19 protein-coding genes are annotated in these 19091 nt (G+C 62.6%); 18 read left to right on the top strand and 1 reads right to left on the bottom strand.

All coding sequences use genetic code 11. The features are described from left to right. Window positions 1–195: 195 nt before the first annotated feature. The 17 genes from rho to M0639_RS18895 all read left to right on the top strand — a co-directional run bounded on the left by rho (window position 196) and on the right by M0639_RS18895 (window position 16579). Window positions 196–2334 (top strand): transcription termination factor Rho, encoded by a 2139-nt coding sequence (rho, locus tag M0639_RS18975; RefSeq protein ID WP_064075250.1) that lies wholly within the window; start codon window positions 196–198, stop codon window positions 2332–2334. A 226-nt stretch (window positions 2335–2560) separates the two neighbouring features. Further along, the gene (gene rpmE / locus M0639_RS18970; RefSeq protein ID WP_003941310.1) at window positions 2561–2797 is read left to right on the top strand and encodes a 50S ribosomal protein L31; all 237 of its coding nucleotides are present in this window, start codon (window positions 2561–2563) and stop codon (window positions 2795–2797) included. A 146-nt stretch (window positions 2798–2943) separates the two neighbouring features. After that, complete coding sequence (prfA, locus tag M0639_RS18965; protein WP_003941341.1) at window positions 2944–4023, top strand: peptide chain release factor 1; 1080 nt, start codon at window positions 2944–2946, stop codon at window positions 4021–4023. 77 nt (window positions 4024–4100) lie between these two features. After that, on the top strand, window positions 4101–5033 hold the full coding sequence (prmC, locus tag M0639_RS18960) for a peptide chain release factor N(5)-glutamine methyltransferase (RefSeq protein WP_030537333.1): 933 nt from the start codon (window positions 4101–4103) through the stop codon (window positions 5031–5033). Continuing rightward, a complete protein-coding gene (locus M0639_RS18955) occupies window positions 5030–5692 on the top strand; it encodes an L-threonylcarbamoyladenylate synthase (protein ID WP_003941345.1) in 663 nt (220 codons plus the stop codon). Before prmC ends, M0639_RS18955 begins: the two co-directional genes overlap by 4 nt. Window positions 5693–5694: 2 nt before the next feature. Further along, window positions 5695–7020: a serine hydroxymethyltransferase gene (locus M0639_RS18950; protein WP_054186743.1), complete on the top strand. Its 1326-nt coding sequence runs from the start codon at window positions 5695–5697 to the stop codon at window positions 7018–7020. Continuing rightward, window positions 7017–8204, top strand: coding sequence for a glycosyltransferase family 4 protein (locus M0639_RS18945; protein ID WP_030537335.1), 1188 nt, complete (start codon window positions 7017–7019; stop codon window positions 8202–8204). Before M0639_RS18950 ends, M0639_RS18945 begins: the two co-directional genes overlap by 4 nt. A 32-nt stretch (window positions 8205–8236) precedes the next feature. Further along, entirely contained in the window at window positions 8237–8707 is a 471-nt protein-coding gene (locus tag M0639_RS18940; protein WP_030537336.1) for a Cg1360 family ATP-synthase-associated protein, read from the top strand. 280 nt (window positions 8708–8987) lie between these two features. After that, window positions 8988–9815 (top strand): F0F1 ATP synthase subunit A, encoded by an 828-nt coding sequence (gene atpB, locus M0639_RS18935; protein WP_003941403.1) that lies wholly within the window; start codon window positions 8988–8990, stop codon window positions 9813–9815. 83 nt (window positions 9816–9898) lie between these two features. Beyond that, window positions 9899–10141, top strand: a complete 243-nt coding sequence (locus M0639_RS18930) for an ATP synthase F0 subunit C (RefSeq protein ID WP_003941327.1) — start codon at window positions 9899–9901, stop codon at window positions 10139–10141. A 7-nt stretch (window positions 10142–10148) separates the two neighbouring features. Next, window positions 10149–10709 (top strand): F0F1 ATP synthase subunit B, encoded by a 561-nt coding sequence (locus M0639_RS18925; protein ID WP_003941337.1) that lies wholly within the window; start codon window positions 10149–10151, stop codon window positions 10707–10709. Between the two features lie 5 nt (window positions 10710–10714). Next, complete coding sequence (locus M0639_RS18920; RefSeq protein ID WP_003941304.1) at window positions 10715–11539, top strand: F0F1 ATP synthase subunit delta; 825 nt, start codon at window positions 10715–10717, stop codon at window positions 11537–11539. A 62-nt stretch (window positions 11540–11601) separates the two neighbouring features. Beyond that, complete coding sequence (gene atpA, locus M0639_RS18915) at window positions 11602–13245, top strand: F0F1 ATP synthase subunit alpha (RefSeq protein WP_007726218.1); 1644 nt, start codon at window positions 11602–11604, stop codon at window positions 13243–13245. A 48-nt stretch (window positions 13246–13293) separates the two neighbouring features. Continuing rightward, window positions 13294–14277 (top strand): F0F1 ATP synthase subunit gamma, encoded by a 984-nt coding sequence (locus tag M0639_RS18910; protein WP_003941320.1) that lies wholly within the window; start codon window positions 13294–13296, stop codon window positions 14275–14277. Window positions 14278–14280: 3 nt separating this feature from the next. Further along, window positions 14281–15732, top strand: a complete 1452-nt coding sequence (gene atpD / locus M0639_RS18905) for a F0F1 ATP synthase subunit beta (protein WP_003941349.1) — start codon at window positions 14281–14283, stop codon at window positions 15730–15732. A gap of 6 nt (window positions 15733–15738) precedes the next feature. Beyond that, complete coding sequence (locus tag M0639_RS18900) at window positions 15739–16107, top strand: F0F1 ATP synthase subunit epsilon (RefSeq protein ID WP_003941287.1); 369 nt, start codon at window positions 15739–15741, stop codon at window positions 16105–16107. A 49-nt stretch (window positions 16108–16156) separates the two neighbouring features. Beyond that, the gene (locus M0639_RS18895) at window positions 16157–16579 is read left to right on the top strand and encodes a DUF2550 domain-containing protein (RefSeq protein WP_029255703.1); all 423 of its coding nucleotides are present in this window, start codon (window positions 16157–16159) and stop codon (window positions 16577–16579) included. A gap of 10 nt (window positions 16580–16589) precedes the next feature. On the opposite strand, the gene M0639_RS18890 is transcribed toward M0639_RS18895, so the two are convergent. Continuing rightward, window positions 16590–17162 (bottom strand): cob(I)yrinic acid a,c-diamide adenosyltransferase, encoded by a 573-nt coding sequence (locus tag M0639_RS18890; protein ID WP_030537338.1) that lies wholly within the window; start codon window positions 17160–17162, stop codon window positions 16590–16592. 54 nt (window positions 17163–17216) lie between these two features. On the opposite strand from M0639_RS18890, the gene murA reads away from it, so the two are divergent. Further along, window positions 17217–18476 (top strand): UDP-N-acetylglucosamine 1-carboxyvinyltransferase, encoded by a 1260-nt coding sequence (gene murA, locus M0639_RS18885; RefSeq protein ID WP_030537339.1) that lies wholly within the window; start codon window positions 17217–17219, stop codon window positions 18474–18476. Window positions 18477–19091 lie beyond the last annotated feature (615 nt).

Raw genomic sequence — 19091 nt, 5'->3', positions numbered from 1 at the left:
GACGAAGGCGCGTTGGGCAGGTTTGCGAGCGCATGAAAAGTTTGAGGCGAGAGTTTCCGACAATCATGTGACGGCGGACAAGCCGGCAGTTCTGGACAGCAACCACGTACGGCACCACCGAGTTCGGTATTCAATCGAACTGCGGGACGAACCCTCGACTTTGCGCAGTGCGAGTGAGGGAAGGAAAGGACCTCCGTGACCGATACGGACCTCATCGCCACTTCTGCACCCGCCGGGTCGGAATCAGGCGACAATTCTCAGGCGTCATCTTCAGCATCGAACGGTGCGGTGGCGACCTCCACGAAGCGTGCCGAAACGCGCCGTGGTGCCGGACTCTCCGGCATGGTGCTCACCGAACTCCGCACTCTTGCGGGTGAACTGGGCATCAAAGGCACTTCCGGCATGCGCAAGGGTGACCTGATCGCAGCCATCAAGGAGCGCCAGGGCGGCAGCGCGAAGGCTGCACCCGCACAGAGTGAACTCACTCTCGACGACGCACCCGTTGCGCGCACTCGTGCCAAGAGCACTCGCGCCGCACGCACCGAAACCCCCGCAGCCGAAACAGCTCCGGCAGCCGAGTCGGCTCCTGCCGAGGCCGCGCCTGCGCGTACGGAATCCGCCGAGGATTCCGATCAGAGCGCACCCCGTCGCGGACGTCAGCGTCGTGGCGCCGCTCGTCGTGCAGGTTCACCCGACCAGGGTGAACTGAGCATCGAGCAGGAAGCTCCTTCGGCGAAGTCCGACACGGACACCGCGAAGGCCGCCGATACTTCGAAGGTCGCCGAGACCGCCAAGGCCGAGGCTCCGGCCGAGCGTCCTGCGCGCACCGAGGGCAAGTCCGACGCTGATCAGGCTCCCGCCGAGCAGGGCAACGAGCGTCCCCGCCGCGAGCGAAACCGGGACAATCAGGGCCAGCGGGACAACCAGGGCCAGCGCGAGAACCAGGGCAACCGGGGTAACCAGGATCGCCAGGATCGCCAGGACCGTCAGGATCGCGGCAATCAGAACAACGCCGGCCAGAACAACGCCGGTCCGCGTACGGACAACCGCAACAACGGACCGGATGACGACGAAGAGGGTGGACGCGGACGCCGCGGACGCCGTTTCCGCGAGCGCCGTGGCCGTGGTCGCGATCGCGGTGAGGGTGGCGCACCCAACGATTCACGCGAGACCGAGATTCGTGAGGACGACGTCCTTCAGCCGGTCGCCGGCATCCTCGACGTCCTCGACAATTACGCCTTCGTGCGTACGTCCGGGTACCTCGCCGGTCCCAACGACGTCTACGTCTCCATGAACCTGATCCGCAAGAACGGCCTTCGCCGTGGCGACGCCATCACCGGTGCCGTCCGCGTCTCGCGTGACGGTGAGCAGGGCAGCCAGCGTCAGAAGTTCAACCCGCTGGTCCGTATCGACACGGTCAACGGCGGCGACGTCGAGGCCGCGAAGAAGCGCCCCGAGTTCAACAAGCTCACGCCGCTGTACCCGAACCAGCGTCTGCGCCTCGAGACCGAGCAGCACATTCTCACGACGCGTGTCATCGACCTGGTGATGCCCATCGGTAAGGGCCAGCGCGCCCTCATCGTGAGCCCGCCCAAGGCCGGTAAGACCAGCGTGTTGCAGGCGATCGCGAATGCCGTCGCCACCAACAATCCTGAGTGCTACCTGATGGTCATCCTCGTGGACGAGCGTCCCGAGGAAGTGACCGACATGCAGCGCAGCGTGAAAGGTGAGGTCATTTCCTCCACCTTCGACCGCCCGCCGGGAGATCACACCGCAGTTGCCGAGCTGGCAATCGAGCGTGCGAAGCGCCTGGTCGAGATGGGTAAGGACGTCGTCGTACTGCTCGACTCCATCACGCGTCTGGGTCGTGCGTACAACAACTCCTCGCCGGCGTCGGGACGCATCCTCTCCGGTGGTGTCGACTCGACGGCGCTCTACCCGCCGAAGCGTTTCCTCGGTGCTGCCCGCAACATCGAGAACGGTGGATCGCTCACCATCATCGCTACCGCAATGGTCGAGACCGGATCCACCGGCGACACCGTGATCTTCGAAGAGTTCAAGGGCACCGGCAACGCCGAGCTCAAGCTCGATCGCAAGATCGCCGAACGCCGCGTGTTCCCGGCCGTGGACGTCAACCCGTCCAGCACGCGTAAGGACGAGTTGCTCCTGAGCCCGGACGAAGCTGCGGTGCTGCACAAGCTCCGCCGCGTCCTGTCCGGTCTGGACTCGCATCAGGCCATCGATCTGCTGATCGATCGACTGAAGAAGAGCAAGAACAACCTCGAGTTCCTGATGCAGGTCTCCAAGACCGCACCGGGTGCGATCGACGACTGATCGACTCGACGTCAAAAGGCCCACAACCAGCTGGTTGTGGGCCTTTTGCGTGGGCGGAACAAAACCGAGCGACAGTGCGTTGAAAACTTCGTACAGCCACCCCGAGGCGTGCGAGACGCGGATTATCCGGTGAGGTACCGCATCTGGCATACTGAACGGCCGAGTCCGGTTCCGGTTCACGATGTCGATTGGCGACGTCGACCCGGCGACCATTGAAAGGGACACCATGAAGGCAGGAATCCACCCAACCTACGTAGCGACCACCGTCGTCTGCGGTTGCGGTAACACGTTCGAGACCCACAGCACCAAGGAGTCCGGACGCATCAACGTCGAGGTTTGCTCGCAGTGCCACCCGTTCTACACGGGCAAGCAGAAGATTCTCGACACCGGTGGACGCGTCGCTCGCTTCGAGGCTCGCTACGGCAAGCGCGCAGACAGCAAGGTCCCGGCCACCGAGTCCTAGCTGTTCCGCCGACGCCCGATCTGCCATGCGCAGATCGGGCGTCGGCTTTTTTGTGCCTGCACTCGGTTTGCGCGTTTCCCGGGTCCCGGCGTCGAAATACCTTCAAGCGCGCACCGTAGGAATCGAAACTCAGAGCGGAGCGAACCATGGCAGGCGCAACCCAGCCCTCGGCCATCGACGACATCTTGGCGGAGCACGCCGGTCTCGAAGCACAGATGTCCGATCCGGCGCTGCACAACGACCCTGCCGCTGCCAGGCGCGTCGGTAAACGGTTCTCCGAGCTCTCGCCGATCATGTCGACGTACAACAAGCTCACCGCTGCGCAGGACGATCTGGAAGCCGCGCGCGAACTAGCCGCCGACGATTCCAGCTTCGCCGCCGAGATCCCCGATCTCGAAGCCGAGGTCGCGCAGCTCGAGCAGACGCTTACCGATCAGTTGGCGCCGCGTGATCCGCATGACGGCGACGACATCGTCCTCGAAGTGAAGTCCGGTGAGGGCGGCGAAGAATCCGCGCTCTTCGCCTCGGACCTGGCCCGCATGTACGTCCGCTACGCGGAACGGCATGGCTGGCGCGTCGAGATTCTCGACGCGACGGTCTCCGATCTCGGCGGATACAAGGAAGCCACGCTGTCGATCAAGAGCAAGTCGGACACCCCGGACGGAGTGTGGGCGCGGCTGAAGTTCGAGGGCGGCGTTCACCGCGTCCAGCGAGTGCCCGTCACCGAATCCCAGGGGCGCGTTCACACTTCGGCTGCCGGCGTTCTGGTCTACCCGGAGCCCGAAGAGGTCGAGCAGGTCCAGATCGACGAGAGTGACCTGCGTATCGACGTCTACCGTTCGTCCGGCAAGGGCGGTCAGGGCGTCAACACGACCGACTCTGCTGTCCGAATCACGCACCTTCCGACCGGCATCGTCGTCACCTGCCAGAACGAGCGTTCGCAGCTCCAGAACAAGGCGCGCGCCATGCAGGTCCTTGCAGCCCGTTTGCAGGTAGTCGCCGAGGAGGCCGCGGACGCAGAAGCGTCGGCAGGCCGCCAGAGTCAGGTTCGGACGGTGGACCGTTCGGAGCGCATCCGCACCTACAACTTCCCCGAGAACCGCATCACCGATCACCGCATCGGATTCAAGTCGCACAACCTCGACGCGGTGCTCGACGGTGAGCTCGACGCACTTCTCGATGCATTGGGCAAGGCGGACCGAGAGGCGCGTCTCGCGGCCGAGTAGATGCAGACCATGACTGACCTCCATCCCGCCGGGAACTCGGTGAACCGCGTGTCGGTCGAGCGTGGCAGGCTGTACCCGTGAGTCGACTTCCACTTCGTTTGGCGCTGATCGAAGCTGCAAAACAGCTCGACGCCGCAGGTGTGCCCAGCCCACGCACCGACGCCGAGTTGTTGGCATCCCACCTGCTCGGGGTCGAACGCACGCGTCTCGGACTGATTCCGTTGGTCGATCCCGAGGTCATCGCGGCCTTCGACGAGTTGGTTGCCCAACGCGTGAAGCGGATTCCGTTGCAGCACATCATCGGAGTCGCGTCGATGGGCAACATCGACGTCGCTGTCGGGCCGGGTGTCTTCATTCCGCGGCCGGAAACCGAACTGCTCATGGGTTGGGCACTCTCGTTCCTCGAAGGTTGCGGAAGCAAGCCGCCGGTAGTTCTGGACCTGTGCACGGGATCGGGTGTACTCGCGCTGTCCATCGCCGAGGCCCGTCCGGACGCCGTCGTTCACGCCGTGGAGAAGGAGCCCGCCGCGTTGGCGTGGGCGCGTCGTAATGCTGCCGACCGCGAGGCCGCCGGTGATACACCGATCCATCTGCATCAGGGCGATGTCACCGATCGGAACCTGTTGCCAGGGCTCGAGGGCGGCGTCGATCTGGTCGTTTCCAATCCGCCGTACATCCCCGAAGGCGCGCAATTGCAGCCTGAGGTCATGGATTACGACCCGCACACCGCACTGTTCGGTGGTACCGACGGTCTGTCCGTCATCAAACCCATGATCAGCAACATCGCGCGGTGGCTTCGAATCGGCGGCGCGGCAGGCATCGAGCACGACGACACCAACGGGGACGGCGTCGCTGCGCTGTTCTCGGCGCGCCGGGTATTCGGCGAGGTCGCGCAGCATCCAGATCTTGCCGGTCGTCCGCGATTCGTCGTCGCCAGACGTGTCGCCACCGACGTCGAAGCACAGCGGAATCGAACGCCCGAAGCGCAGAGTGAAAGGATGGCTGAGTGAGCACCGTGTACGACTGCAGTCAGACAGATTCCCGAACCGCAGGCTTGGCCGCCGCGAAGAACGCGCTCAAGGCCGGCCGACTCGTAGTTCTCCCTACCGACACCCTTTACGGACTCGCCGCCGACGCGTTCGACAGCGAAGCTGTCACGAGTCTGTTGCGCGCCAAGGGACGCGGGCGAGACATGCCCGTCCCGGTACTGGTCGGATCGTGGAACACCATCGACGGGCTCGTCTACAGCGTGCGCCCGCAGGCACGGGATCTGATCCGCGCCTTCTGGCCCGGCGGACTGAGCCTGGTCGTCGAGCAGGCGCCTTCACTTGCCTGGGACCTCGGTGATACCCGCGGAACCGTCATGCTCCGCATGCCCCTCCACCCGGTTGCCCTCGAATTGTTGCGCGATGTCGGACCGCTTGCCGTCTCGAGCGCCAACATTTCGGGGCGTCCGCCGGCAACTACCGTCGAGGAAGCCCGAGATCAGCTCGGCGGATCTGCCAGCGTGTATCTCGACGGGGGCAAGGCCGAACACGCCGTCGCTTCCACGATCGTCGACCTGACCGGCAATTCACCGCGTATCTTGCGAGTGGGTGCCGTCTCGGCAGAATCCATCGCCGAGGTATTGGGCACCAGTCCGGAAAGTCTCGTAGAGGGAGTTTCGTAACGATGGTCGGCGCCGGCGGCGAGCGCGCGGGGGAATCCACGTATTGGGGACCGGATTTCGGTGAGCTTGCCACGGCAGACCCCGAGATCGCGGCTGTTGCGCTGGCCGAACTCGAGCGTCAGCGCGACGGACTTCAACTCATCGCGAGCGAGAACTTCACCAGCCCCTCGGTACTGGCTGCCTTGGGTTCGACCCTGAGCAACAAGTACGCCGAGGGCTATCCGGGTCGGCGTTACTACGGCGGGTGCGAGTACGTCGACGTAGCCGAGAATCTGGCGATCGATCGGGCAAAGGCGCTGTTCGGCGCCGAGCACGTCAACGTCCAACCGCATTCGGGGGCCACTGCGAATCTCGCGGTGTACGCCGCATTCGCCAAGCCCGGCGACACCGTATTGGCGATGAGTCTGCCGCACGGTGGGCATCTGACTCACGGGTCTCGCGTCAGCTTTTCTGGGCAGTGGTTCACCACCGTTCCCTATCACGTCGATTCGGCCACCGAATTGATCGACTACGACGAGGTTCGCACCCTGGCTCTGGCGCACAAGCCGAAAATCATCGTCGCCGGCGCGACCGCGTACTCCCGCACCATCGACTTCGCAGCCTTCCGCTCGATCGCAGACGAGGTCGGTGCGATCCTGTGGGTCGACGCCGCCCACTTCATCGGACTGGTGGCAGGCCGGGCGATACCTTCGTGCGTTCCGTACGCCGACGTCGTCTCCGCGACGACGCACAAAGTCCTCAGAGGCCCGCGCGGCGGAATGATCCTGTGCCGCAGCGAGCATGCCTCGGCTGTAGATCGCGCAGTGTTCCCCTTCATTCAAGGCGGCCCGATGATGCATGCGATCGCCGGGAAAGCGGTTGCGTTCAAAGAGGCGTCGACGCCGGAATATCGTTGGTATGCACAGGAAGTGGTTGCCAACGCATCGGCGCTCGCGCTGTCGTTGGAAGCTCGCGGTCTGCGCACCGTGTCCGGTGGAACCGACACACATCTGGCGCTTCTCGACCTGCGCGCAAGCGGTGTCACCGGCGTCGACGCCGAGCGTAGGTGCGGACTGGCTTCGATCACGCTCAACAAGAACGCGATTCCGTTCGATCCGCAGTCGCCCGCCGTCACGTCCGGAATCCGCGTCGGGTCCGCGGCCGTGACGACCCAGGGTTTCAACCGCTCCGACATGAGCGTGGTGGGGGAGTTGATCGCGCGCGCAGTTGTCGCGGACCCCGCCACCACGTCAGGAGAGGCCGAGTTGGCAGCAGTTGCCGACGGCGTTCGCGAACTGGTCCGGGCAAAGCCTGCCTATGCCCGCCAGACGGGTGATCTCGAGCAGTGATCACTTCCTACGAGGCGACCACGTATCTGGCACAGGGTGGCGGGGGAGCGGGTGTTCCCATCCGTGAACTTTTGCTCGTGCTGTGTACGGCGGCGGTGGTGACCTACCTGGCGACTGGCGCAGTCCGGTTGTTGGCGCTGAGGTTCGGCGCTGTCGCGATTCCTCGTGATCGGGACGTTCACGTCGAGCCGATTCCGCGCCTCGGTGGCGTCGGAATGTATGTCGGCATGGCTGTCGGTCTGCTGTTCGCGCAGCAATTACCCGCGCTCACAAGAGGTTTCGGCTTCGGCAGTCCTGACGTACACGCTGCGCTCGTAGCTGGCGCCGTCATCGTCCTCGTGGGTGTGATCGACGACAGGTGGGGCCTCGACGCCCTCACCAAATTTGTCGGTCAGGTGACTGCTGCCGGCGTTCTCGTGGTGATGGGCGTCAGCTGGTTCATCATCTACAACCCGTTCGGCGGTGACGGTGGGTCCACCATCATCCTCGATCAGATTCAATCCGGACTGTTCACCGTTGCTGTTGCCGTCGCGACCATCAACGCCATGAATTTTGTCGACGGTCTCGACGGATTGGCCGCCGGGTTGGGGCTGATCGCGGCGCTCGCCATCCTCATCTTCTCGATCGGTCTTCTCCACGATCAGGGCGGCGACGCGAGTGTCTACCCGCCGGCGATGATCGCGGCGGCCTTGGCAGGCGCTTGTCTCGGTTTTCTTCCACACAACTTCAATCCAGCGCGCATTTTCATGGGCGATTCCGGGTCGATGTTGATCGGTCTCATGCTGGCCGCGATCTCCACCAGTGCATCCGGTCGTATTCCGCTCGCTGCTTACGGAACCCGCGACCTCGTCGGCCTCCTCGCGCCGTTGTTGCTGGTCGGGGCTGTGATGTTCATCCCGATGCTGGACATGCTCCTGGCCGTGATCCGCCGGACGAAAGCGGGCGTCAGTCCGTTCAGTCCGGACAAGATGCACCTGCATCATCGCCTCTTGCAGATCGGACACACGCACCGACGAGTTGTGCTGGTCATCTACCTGTGGGTCAGCGTCCTGGCGTTCGGTGCCGTCGGATCCTCGCTGCTCAATCGTCAGCTGGTTGTTGTACTCGTCGCGGCCGGTTTGGTTCTTGCGTTGTTCTTCACTGCGGTGCCTTCGCTGATCGATCGCAAGCAGCAGCGTCGCTAGCCAAGTTTTCCGATCCATTACCCTTGGGCATCGTGACGAACACGCCGCAGCCTGTACCTGCCTCGCAACCCATCCCTGATTCGACCGCCGCCATGAAGTCGGCCGTGAAGTGGGGTGTGATGGGGCTGATCGCGCTGGCCGTGGTCGGCGCGCTCCTGGGCGGGCTCTTCGCCGGTAAGGAAGGCGTCTACGGCGCTCTGATCGGCGCAGCCGTCGGCGGCGGGTTCATCTTGTTCACGGCGTTGGGCGTGCTGCTCACAGCGAAGCTGCCTGCGCTCACGGCCGGTGCCGTTCTGCTCGGTACCTGGCTGCTGAAGATGATTCTCGCGATGGTGGTTCTCTTTGTCCTCTCGGACATGGATTTCTACAACAAGACCGCCCTCGTCCTGGTCATCATCATGTCGCTGGTCGTGGTGCTCGGTGCGGAGACTTACGGCGTCCTGGGAACCAAAACTCCGTACGTCGATCCCGCTCCCAGCAGCAACGTCGACGACGACGAGTAGTACTACAAGAGGTAACTAATCGGACTTCCAGGTACCCCATCTACACAATGTCGTAGATGACTTGATAAGGTTCGGTTCAAGCGAGAGCAATGGTGGGCCGAGTAACACTCAGCCGACGATGCCATGTGCTCGCAGGTGGTCGAAATTCTGACCACTGAGTCGACGAGAGTCGCCGACACCGACAGACGCCAGGCCCCTCTAGGGTTCTCCAGCTGCTGACGAATGCGCGAGTCGAACTTGTCGACTTGTAGATCGTCAATGTCCGATCGAACCGCAGTCAATGATGGCTGCGGACCGACTACGGGAGAGAACGCTGAGCGTCACCACCCTGGCCGCGGATGAATTCCATGCGCCGTCACTAGACGATTTTTTCCCGCCCTCCGTGTTGATTCACGCGGGCCCCTTCGAGCTCGACCGTCTGATGCTGATTCGTCTGCTGATGTCGGTGCTGGTCGCAGCCTTCTTCGTGATCGCAATGCGCAGCCCTCGACTGGTTCCCCGTGGACTGCAGAACGCAGCTGAGCTCGCGCTCGACTTCGTTCGTATCAACATCGCCGAGGAGATCCTGGGCAAGGAACAGGGCAAGCGCTTCCTGCCGGTCATCACGACGATCTTCTTCATCGTGGTCGCCAGCAACCTGGCCAGCGTCATTCCCTTCCTGAACATCTCGCCGAACGCACGAATCGGTATGCCGCTGGTACTCGCAGCGCTCGCCTACATCGTGTTCAACTACGTGGGAATCAAGAAGTACGGCTTCTTCAAGTACGTCAAGAGCAGCATCGTCGTTCCCGGCGTCCCGCTGCCCCTGCACTTCCTGTTGGTGCCCATCGAGTTCATCTCGACCTTCATCCTGCGCCCGTTCACGCTGATGGTTCGTCTCATGGCCAACATGTTGGCCGGCCACATCCTGCTGGTGCTGTTCTTCAGCGCGACGAACTACTTCTTCTTCGTGTCCGGCGGATTCCAGGCGATCTTCGGTGTTCCGTCGATCATTGCCGGTATCGCATTCACGTTCTTCGAGCTGCTGGTCATCTTCCTGCAGGCTTACGTGTTCGCGCTGCTGACCGCGGTGTACATCGATCTGGCGCTCCACGCCGACGAGCACTGACCTTTTACCTCCTCACCAGCTACACCAAGAACTGAGCCTCTTGCCGAATCCGGCGGAGGTCAACAGAAAGGGAATGGAACACCATGAGCATCGCTTACCTCGCTCAGGAAGTTGTCGAGACCAAGTCGCGCGGCTACGGAGCCATCGGCTACGGCCTCGCAGCAATCGGCCCCGGCATCGGCGTGGGCATCGTTGTGGGCAAGGCAATCGAAGGCATGGTCCGCCAGCCCGAGATGGCCGGCCAGGTTCGTACCACCATGTTCCTCGGTATTGCATTCACCGAGGCCCTCGCGCTGATCGGCCTCGTCGCCGGCTTCATCTTCTAAGACCGACATGGCAGCCACCATCGCAATTCTCGCGGCGGAGGGGACGACTGAACACAATCCCCTCATCCCCGAGACATACGACATCGTGTGGTCCGCGGTCGCGCTCGTAGTAGTTGGTTTCGTCTTCTGGAAGCTCGTTCTTCCGAAGTTCCAGAAGGTCTTGGCCGAACGCACCGAGCAGATCGAGGGCGGCATCAAGAAAGCCGAAGACGCACAGGCGGAGGCAGCAGCAGCGCTCGAGCAGTACCGCGCGCAGCTCGCCGAAGCTCGTACCGAGGCAGCGCAGATCCGTGAGGAAGCGCGTACCCAGGGTCAGCAGATCATCGCTGACATGAAGGTTCAGGCGCAGGACGAGAGCGACCGCATCGTGGCCGCAGGCCACAGCCAGCTCGTCGCCCAGCGTCAGCAGATCGTCGCTGAGCTCCGCTCGGATCTCGGCAAGACCGCTGTAGACCTGGCCGAGAAGGTCATCGGGGAGTCCCTCGCCGACGACGTGAAGCGCGCCGGAACGGTTGATCGTTTCCTCAACGAGCTCGACACCGTCAGCGCTGATTCAGCCAGGAAGTGAGCAACATGTACGCAGCGAGCCGTGAAGCCTTGGCGCAGACTCGTTCTGCGCTGAGCAGTGCCCTGGGCGCCGTCTCTGCAGGAGCCGCAACTGCTGCTTCTGCTCAGGCTGGGTCCGAGCTCTTCTCGGTGGTCGAGGTACTCGACGGCCAGCGCGCTCTTCGCAGCGCGCTGGCTGACGCTTCGGCACCGGCCGCTGGTCGCCAGGCTTTGGCAGAGCAGTTGTTCTCCGGAAAGGTCGGCGCCGAGGCGCTCGCCACCGTGAAGGCAGCTGCAGGCCAGGACTGGTCTGCGGCCCGCGACTTGGTCAACTCGCTCGAACTGCTCGGACGCGAAGCTCTGCTCCGCGCCGCAGCCGATCAGAGCCAGTTGGACACCGTTGAGGACGAGCTCTTCCGTCTCGGTCGCATCGTGGCAGGGGATCCCAGCCTGGAGCAGACGCTCTCGGATCTGTCGGTTCCCGCAGCCCGCAAGCGTGAGTTCCTCTCCCGCTTGCTCTACGGCAAGGTCACCGCGGTCACCGAGGCACTCGCCGGACAGGCTGTCGGCCGGTTGAAGTCTGCACCCGCAGACACTTTCGATCAGCTGTCGAATCTTGCCGCAGCGCAGCGCGATACCACCGTTGCTCACGTTCGCAGCGCCTCGGCGTTGAGCTCGGAGCAGTCGGATCGCTTGGCGAGCACTCTTACCCGCACCTACGGGAAGCCGGTAGCAGTGCACGTCGAGGTCGATCCAGAACTCCTCAGCGGCTTGGTCGTCCGGGTGGGCGACGAGGTTATCGACGGCAGCGCAGCGGGTCGACTCGCAGCACTGCGGAAGAACCTCAAGTAGTCCTTCAGCCGAACACATACTCCAGATCTTTTCGAAGACCAGACACCGAGAGCAGGAAAAACATGGCGGAGCTGACGATCTCCTCCGACGAGATCCGTAGCGCGATCGACAACTACACCGCGAGCTACTCCCCGGAGGCCTCCCGTGAGGAGGTCGGCACAGTGACCGACACCAGTGACGGCATTGCGCACGTCTCTGGCCTGCCTTCGGCTATGTCCAACGAGCTGTTGGAGTTCCCCGGTGGAATCGTCGGCGTCGCGCTCAACCTGGATGCCACCGAAATCGGTGCCGTCATCCTTGGCGATTACCAGAACATTCAAGAAGGCCAGGAAGTAAAGCGCACGGGCGACGTTCTGTCGGTTCCCGTCGGCGATGCTTTCCTCGGCCGCGTCATCGACCCGCTGGGTGCGCCCATCGACGGCCTCGGCGAGATCGAGAGCACCGAGAACCGTGCACTCGAGCTCCAGGCCGCTTCGGTGCTCGAGCGCCAGCCGGTCGAAGAGCCGCTCCAGACCGGTATCAAGGCTATCGACGCCATGACCCCGATCGGCCGCGGCCAGCGCCAGCTCATCATCGGCGACCGCAAGACCGGCAAGACCGCGGTCTGCATCGACGCCATCCTGAACCAGAAGGCCAACTGGGATTCCGGCGATGTCAACAAGCAGGTGCGCTGCATCTACGTTGCCATCGGTCAGAAGGGTTCCACCATCGCGGGCGTCAAGGCTGCCCTCGAGGAGAAGGGCGCGATGGAATACACCACCATCGTTGCTGCTCCGGCATCTGATTCCGCAGGCTTCAAGTGGCTCGCACCGTACACCGGCTCGGCCATCGGCCAGCACTGGATGTACCAGGGCAAGCACGTTCTGGTCGTGTTCGACGACCTGACCAAGCAGGCAGAGGCGTACCGCGCCATCTCGCTGCTGCTGCGTCGCCCGCCGGGACGCGAGGCTTACCCCGGTGACGTCTTCTACTTGCACTCCCGTCTGCTGGAGCGTTCGGCGAAGCTGTCCGACGCACTCGGCGGTGGCTCGCTGACGGCTCTGCCGATCATCGAGACCAAGGCGAACGACGTCTCGGCTTACATCCCGACCAACGTCATCTCCATCACCGACGGTCAGGTGTTCCTCGAGTCCGACCTGTTCAACAAGGGCGTTCGCCCCGCGATCAACGTCGGTATCTCGGTCTCCCGCGTCGGTGGCGCTGCACAGACCAAGGGCATGAAGAAGGTTTCCGGTTCGCTGCGTCTGGAACTGGCTCAGTTCCGTGAGCTCGAAGCGTTCTCCGCCTTCGCTTCCGACCTCGACGCTGCCTCCAAGGCTCAGCTCGAGCGCGGCGCCCGTCTGGTCGAGCTGCTCAAGCAGGATCAGTACAGCCCGATCCCCGTCGAGGACCAGATCGTCTCGATCTACCTGGCCGGCGAAGGCATCTTCGACAGCGTTCCGATCGGCGACGTCCGTCGCTTCGAGAAGGAACTGCTCGAAGACCTCAAGCACTCGGCTGCTGGCGTCTACTCCAGCATCAACGGCGGTAAGGCACTCGATGCCGACAACGCTGCTGAGCTGATCGCCGCGACGAACAAGTTCAAGGAAGGCTTCATCGCATCCGACGGAAGCCGGGTCGTGAACGAAGCCGAGGCTGACGCTTTGGGCGCCGACGAGGTCGCGAACGAGCAGATCAACGTCAAGCGCAAGACCGTCAGCAAGTGACGTACGCGCCCATGACACTGCGAATTCCGAAGGGAGAGTGATTGATCGATGGCGAGCATTCTCGAATTGCGGTCTCGTATCAAGTCGGTCAACTCGACCAAGAAGATCACCAAGGCACAGGAACTGATCGCGACTTCGCGTATCACCAAGGCTCAGATTCGCGTCGCCGCGTCCAAGCCGTATGCCGAGGAGATCACGAAGGTACTCACCGAATTGGCGAGTGCGTCTGCTTCGCTCGATCACCCGTTGCTCAACGAGCGTCCGGAGCCCAAGCGGGCAGCGGTCCTCGTTGTCACCAGTGACCGCGGCATGTGTGGTGGCTACAACTCCAACGTCCTCAAGCAGGCAGAAGAGCTCATGGCTCTCCTCCGCAGCGAGGGCAAGGAGCCGGTCGTGTACGTGCTCGGTTCCAAGGGGCTCGGCTACTACACGTTCCGCGGCCGCGACATCGGTGCTGCGTGGACGGGCTTCTCGCAGGATCCGGGTTACTCGGATGCCGCGAAGGCCAGCCGCCACCTGGTGGAGCTGTTCATGGCTGGTTCGGGTAACCAGGTTGCCGCTCCGAACGGTGAAGGCACGATCGAGGGCGTCGACGAACTCCATATCGTCTACACCCGCTTCGTGTCGATGCTGACGCAGACTCCCGAGGTTCGCCGTATGGCTCCTCTCGAGGTCTTCGTGTCGGAAGAGCGCATCGAACTCGGTGACGACATGCTGACCAACGGCCACGACGACGACCATGACAATGGCCCCGTCGCGGACTTCAGCTTCGAGCCCGAGCCCGAGAAGCTTCTCGGTGCTCTTCTCCCGAAGTACGTCAGCACTCGTATCTTCTCGTCGCTTCTCGATGCTGCGGCATCGGAGTCGGCAGCCCGTCGTACCGCCATGAAGGCCGCGACGGACAACGCAAACGAACTGGTGAACACGTTGAGCCGTCAGGCCAACCAGGCTCGCCAGGCCCAGATCACCCAGGAAATCAGCGAGATCGTCGGCGGCGCCAACGCGCTCGCCTCGAGCGCAGGAAGTGACTAGCACATGACCGCAGCAGTAACCGAAAACAACGGGGCAGGTTCGGCTTCGGCCGTAGCCGGCCGCGTCGTGCGGGTCATCGGTCCCGTCGTGGACGTTGAATTCCCGCGTGGCGCTGTTCCTGAACTGTTCAACGCCCTGAACGCCGAGATCACGCTTCCCTCGGTCGCCAAGACGCTGACGCTCGAGGTTGCACAGCACCTCGGTGACAACCTGGTCCGCACCGTCTCCATGCAGCCCACCGACGGCCTCGTCCGCGGCACTGCAGTGACCGACTCGGGCAAGCCGATCTCGGTTCCCGTCGGTGACGTCGTCAAGGGCCACGTGTTCAACGCCCTGGGCGATTGCCTCGACACCCCCGGCCTCGGCCGCGACGGCGAGCAGTGGGGCATCCACCGCAAGCCACCAGCCTTCGATCAGCTCGAAGGTAAGACCGAGATCCTTGAGACCGGCATCAAGGTCATCGACCTTCTCACCCCGTACGTCAAGGGTGGAAAGATCGGCCTGTTCGGTGGCGCCGGCGTCGGCAAGACCGTTCTGATCCAGGAAATGATCACGCGTATCGCTCGCGAGTTCTCGGGCACCTCGGTGTTCGCAGGCGTCGGTGAGCGTACCCGTGAGGGCACCGACCTCCACCTGGAAATGGAAGAGATGGGCGTCCTCCAGGACACCGCCCTTGTCTTCGGCCAGATGGACGAGCCGCCCGGAACGCGTATGCGCGTCGCCCTGTCCGCACTGACGATGGCGGAGTACTTCCGCGACGTTCAGGGCCAGGACGTTCTGCTGTTCATCGACAACATCTTCCGCTTCACGCAGGCAGGCTCCGAGGTTTCCACCCTCCTCGGCCGTATGCCTTCGGCAGTGGGCTACCAGCCCACGCTGGCGGACGAGATGGGTGAGCTCCAGGAGCGCATCACCTCGACCCGTGGTCGCTCGATCACCTCGCTGCAGGCTATTTACGTGCCCGCCGACGACTACACCGACCCCGCGCCGGCTACGACGTTCGCGCACCTCGATGCCACCACCGAGCTTTCGCGCCCGATTTCGCAGATGGGTATCTACCCCGCTGTGGATCCGCTGAGCTCGACCTCCCGCATCCTGGAGCCCGGCATCGTCGGTGCCGAGCACTTCCGCGTTGCCAACGAGGTCAAGCGCATCCTGCAGAAGTACAAGGAACTGCAGGACATCATCGCCATCCTCGGTATGGACGAGCTTCAGGAAGAGGACAAGGTCCTCGTCGGCCGCGCCCGTCGTATCCAGAAGTTCCTCGGCCAGAACTTCATCGTTGCCGAGAAGTTCACCGGTGAGCCCGGCTCCGTCGTGCCGCTCCGCGACACGATCGAAGCCTTCGACCGCGTCTGCAAGGGCGAGTTCGATCACCTGCCCGAGCAGGCATTCAACAGCTGCGGTGGACTCGACGACGTCGAGGCTGCAGCCAAGAAGATGGCCGGGAAGTAGTCCACGATGGCTGAGATGACCGTAGAACTCGTTGCCGTCGAGCAGCGCTTGTGGTCTGGTTCGGCGACGCTGGTCAGCGCTCAGACCACCGAGGGTGAAATTGGAATCATGCCTGGGCATGAGCCGGTCCTCGGCCAGCTGATCGAGGGCGGAACCGTGTCGATCACCTCGGTCGACGGCGAGCGTATCGTTGCTGCGGTACACGGAGGATTTCTCTCCGTCACTGCGACGACGGTGACGATCCTTGCCGAGTCCGCGGACATGGCACAGGACATCGACGTCGAGGCAGCCAAGGCTGTCTTGGCCGAGAACTCGGGCGACCTCGAAGCGATTGCGGTCGCCAAGGGTCAGCTCCGGGCCGTCGAGCGCGCGTAAGTTACTCGAGTAAAGCCGCGACGGGAGCCGACGAACAGTGACATTCGGAATGACTGTGTTGATCATTCTGGTTGTGCTGCTCGCGGTTCTCGTCGCGGCTTTTCTGTATCGTCTGCTGGTTCTGCGTCGCGGCGGTACCGCTGCACTGCTTCGTGTTCTGCCATCTCCGGGGGACAGCGGGTGGCGTCACGGAATCATTCGCTACGGCGAAAGCACCTTTGTCTTTTTCAAACTGTCGAGTCTGCGGCCGGGCCCGGACTCCAGGATCGATCGTCAAGGTATCGAGGTCGAGAGCCGTCGTTCTCCCTCGGGTACCGAATTCGACATCATGAGCGACGACATCGTCGTGGTCAAGGTCAATGACGGCTCGTCGGCCTACGAAATCGCTTTGGACAGTGGAGCATTGACAGCGTTCCTGTCCTGGGTGGAATCTCGGCCGGACGGGCGCGCCCGTAGGCGACGCACCGCCTGACCGGTCCCGCTCAAGCCCCGGCGCCGGGCTTCCAGAGCACATCGCCTTCAGGATTTGCCACTCTTCCCATGATGAAGAGCAGATCCGACAATCTGTTGAGGTATTTCGCGGGGAGCACGCTCGTGTCCTCCGGGTTCGCATTGATGGCGGACCAAGCCGCACGCTCAGCACGCCGCGAGACGGTTCTTGCTACGTGAAGCAGGGCTCCCAAGGCGGTTCCGCCCGGCAGAATGAACGAATTCAACGGTGCCAGTTGCTCATTGAGTTCATCGCACCATCCTTCGAGTCGATCGATGTAGGACTGAGTCACTCGTAGCGGCGGGTACTTCGGGTTCTCGACCACGGGGGTGGACAAGTCGGCCCCTGCGTCGAAAAGGTCGTTCTGGATCTGGCGCAGCATTGCGAGGAGATTCTCCGGGGGAGTGCCGAGGGCAACGGCCACACCGATCGCTGCATTGGTCTCGTCGCAATCCGCGTAGGCGATCAGACGCGGATCGTTCTTGGACACGCGGGAAAAATCGCTGAGGCCCGTGGTCCCGTCGTCGCCGGTCCGGGTGTAGATCTTCGTCAGGTGAACAGACATAGGGCTACGGTACCGGCGCGGTGCCGACGAGGTTGTGGCTCTAGGCTGTGAACCGTGAGTGAGCACTTTCTTGTGACCGGGGGTAACCGCCTCGAAGGTGAAGTACTGGTGGGAGGGGCCAAGAACAGTGTGCTGAAGCTGATGGCCGCGGCGCTGTTGGCCGAAGGCACCACTGTCGTGACCAACTGCCCGGACATTCTCGACGTACCGCTGATGGCGGACGTTCTGCGAGGTCTGGGCTGCGAAGTCGAACTCGAAGATTCCGAAGTGCGGATCACGACGCCGGCCGAGCCGAAGTATCACGCTGACTTCGATGCGGTGAAACAGTTCCGAGCGTCAGTGTGTGTTCTCGGTCCGCTGGTCGCGCGTTGTCGACGCGCTGTTGTTGCCTTGCCTGGCGGTGACGCCATCGGTTCGAGGCCCCTCGACATGCACCAATCCGGGCTCCGCCTGTTGGGTGCGCGCAGCGAGATCGAACACGGATGTGTAGTTGCCGAGGCAGACGACCTGCATGGAGCGAACATCCGCCTGGTCTTCCCGTCTGTGGGTGCAACCGAGAACATCTTGATGGCAGCGGTCCTCGCCCGTGGTGAGACAGTGATCGACAACGCTGCACGTGAGCCCGAGATCGTGGATCTGTGCAACATGCTCAACGAGATGGGCGCCAAGGTATCTGGCGGCGGAAGTTCGACGCTCACCATTCAAGGCGTCCGCAAGTTGGAACCGACTACGCACCGTGTCATCGGCGATCGGATCGTCGCTGCAACGTGGGGTGTCGCTGCCTCCATGACCAGGGGTGACGTCCGCGTTCGCGGGGTGAACCACAAGCATCTCGGACTGGTCCTCGACAAGCTTCGGACGGCCGGCGCGGAGGTGACTCCCGAGGTTGACGGTTTCCGCGTCATTCAGCGTGAACGGCCTAAAGCGGTCAATTTCGCAACATTGCCGTACCCCGGATTCCCGACCGACCTGCAGCCGATGGCAATCGGTTTGGCTGCGGTTGCCGAAGGCACGTCGATGATCACCGAGAACGTATTCGAATCGCGTTTCCGATTTGTCGAGGAAATGATCCGACTCGGCGCCGACGCTCGTACCGACGGTCACCATGCGGTGATCCGCGGAGTTCCGGTGTTGTCGAGTGCACCGGTGTGGTCTTCGGACATTCGGGCCGGCGCCGGGCTCGTGCTTGCGGGGTTGGTTGCGGACGGAACCACCGAAGTTCACGACATCTTCCACATCGACCGTGGGTACCCGCGATTCGTCGAGAATCTCCGTGGACTCGGGGGAGTGATCGAGCGGGTGGGTACCGACTAGGTGTCGGTGCTCGGCGTCACACTCGGGACTATTCGCAGTTGGCGGAAAGGCTCAACGGTCTGACCTGGCCTTAATCGGCCAATTCGGTGTGGTGACCAGGCGATTTGTGAATTGATTGAAGGTTCGCGTAACTTATTCCAAGTCAGAGCGACACGGACACCGACTCCCGCCTTCACGGCGAGTGACACGAGGTTGTACGAAGTGCCTGACCAAATTTCGAAGTAGTTTCCATCGTGTATGGTTGTGCTTCACCTCCAGTTCTTCCCCGAATGTTCAGCGGTTTGCGCCGGTGGCCAGGTTGGGATAGGCTGGGAAAGTTGCCCCGGAGCGGCGGCCATAGGGTCGTGGTGATGGTGTGTGCGTGTTCTTTGAGAACTCAACAGTGTGTCGATGAATGTCAGTGCCAGAATTTTTTTGGTACTTCACATCCGCGAATGATCAACCGCCTCTTGGGGTTTGGTTGGTTTGTGTGTGGTGTGAGTATTTTTCGTCGGTGATTGTTCATTCTTCCGTCTGAATGGTTGCCGACACATTTTTTGCTAGTTGAGTTTTTTTGCTAGTGATTTGACTCTTTTTGTCTATGACTGATTAGCCGGCCTTCGGGTTGGTGATATC

The sequence above is a fragment of the Rhodococcus qingshengii JCM 15477 genome (assembly GCF_023221595.1).
Classification (GTDB): domain Bacteria; phylum Actinomycetota; class Actinomycetes; order Mycobacteriales; family Mycobacteriaceae; genus Rhodococcus_F; species Rhodococcus_F qingshengii.
This window is presented reverse-complemented; position numbering and strand designations above follow the sequence as displayed.

Bases quoted from the DNA above. Each gene is read 5' to 3' on its own strand.
- rpmE (WP_003941310.1), top strand. From the start codon at position 2,561: ATGAAGGCAGGAATCCACCCAACCTACGTAGCGACCACCGTCGTCTGC.
- prfA (WP_003941341.1), top strand. From the start codon at position 2,944: ATGGCAGGCGCAACCCAGCCCTCGGCCATCGACGACATCTTGGCGGAG.
- M0639_RS18950 (WP_054186743.1), top strand. From the start codon at position 5,695: ATGGTCGGCGCCGGCGGCGAGCGCGCGGGGGAATCCACGTATTGGGGA.
- atpB (WP_003941403.1), top strand. From the start codon at position 8,988: ATGATGGCTGCGGACCGACTACGGGAGAGAACGCTGAGCGTCACCACC.
- M0639_RS18930 (WP_003941327.1), top strand. From the start codon at position 9,899: ATGAGCATCGCTTACCTCGCTCAGGAAGTTGTCGAGACCAAGTCGCGC.
- M0639_RS18925 (WP_003941337.1), top strand. From the start codon at position 10,149: ATGGCAGCCACCATCGCAATTCTCGCGGCGGAGGGGACGACTGAACAC.
- M0639_RS18920 (WP_003941304.1), top strand. From the start codon at position 10,715: ATGTACGCAGCGAGCCGTGAAGCCTTGGCGCAGACTCGTTCTGCGCTG.
- atpA (WP_007726218.1), top strand. From the start codon at position 11,602: ATGGCGGAGCTGACGATCTCCTCCGACGAGATCCGTAGCGCGATCGAC.
- M0639_RS18910 (WP_003941320.1), top strand. From the start codon at position 13,294: ATGGCGAGCATTCTCGAATTGCGGTCTCGTATCAAGTCGGTCAACTCG.
- atpD (WP_003941349.1), top strand. From the start codon at position 14,281: ATGACCGCAGCAGTAACCGAAAACAACGGGGCAGGTTCGGCTTCGGCC.
- M0639_RS18900 (WP_003941287.1), top strand. From the start codon at position 15,739: ATGGCTGAGATGACCGTAGAACTCGTTGCCGTCGAGCAGCGCTTGTGG.
- M0639_RS18895 (WP_029255703.1), top strand. From the start codon at position 16,157: ATGACTGTGTTGATCATTCTGGTTGTGCTGCTCGCGGTTCTCGTCGCG.
- M0639_RS18890 (WP_030537338.1), bottom strand. From the start codon at position 17,162: ATGTCTGTTCACCTGACGAAGATCTACACCCGGACCGGCGACGACGGG.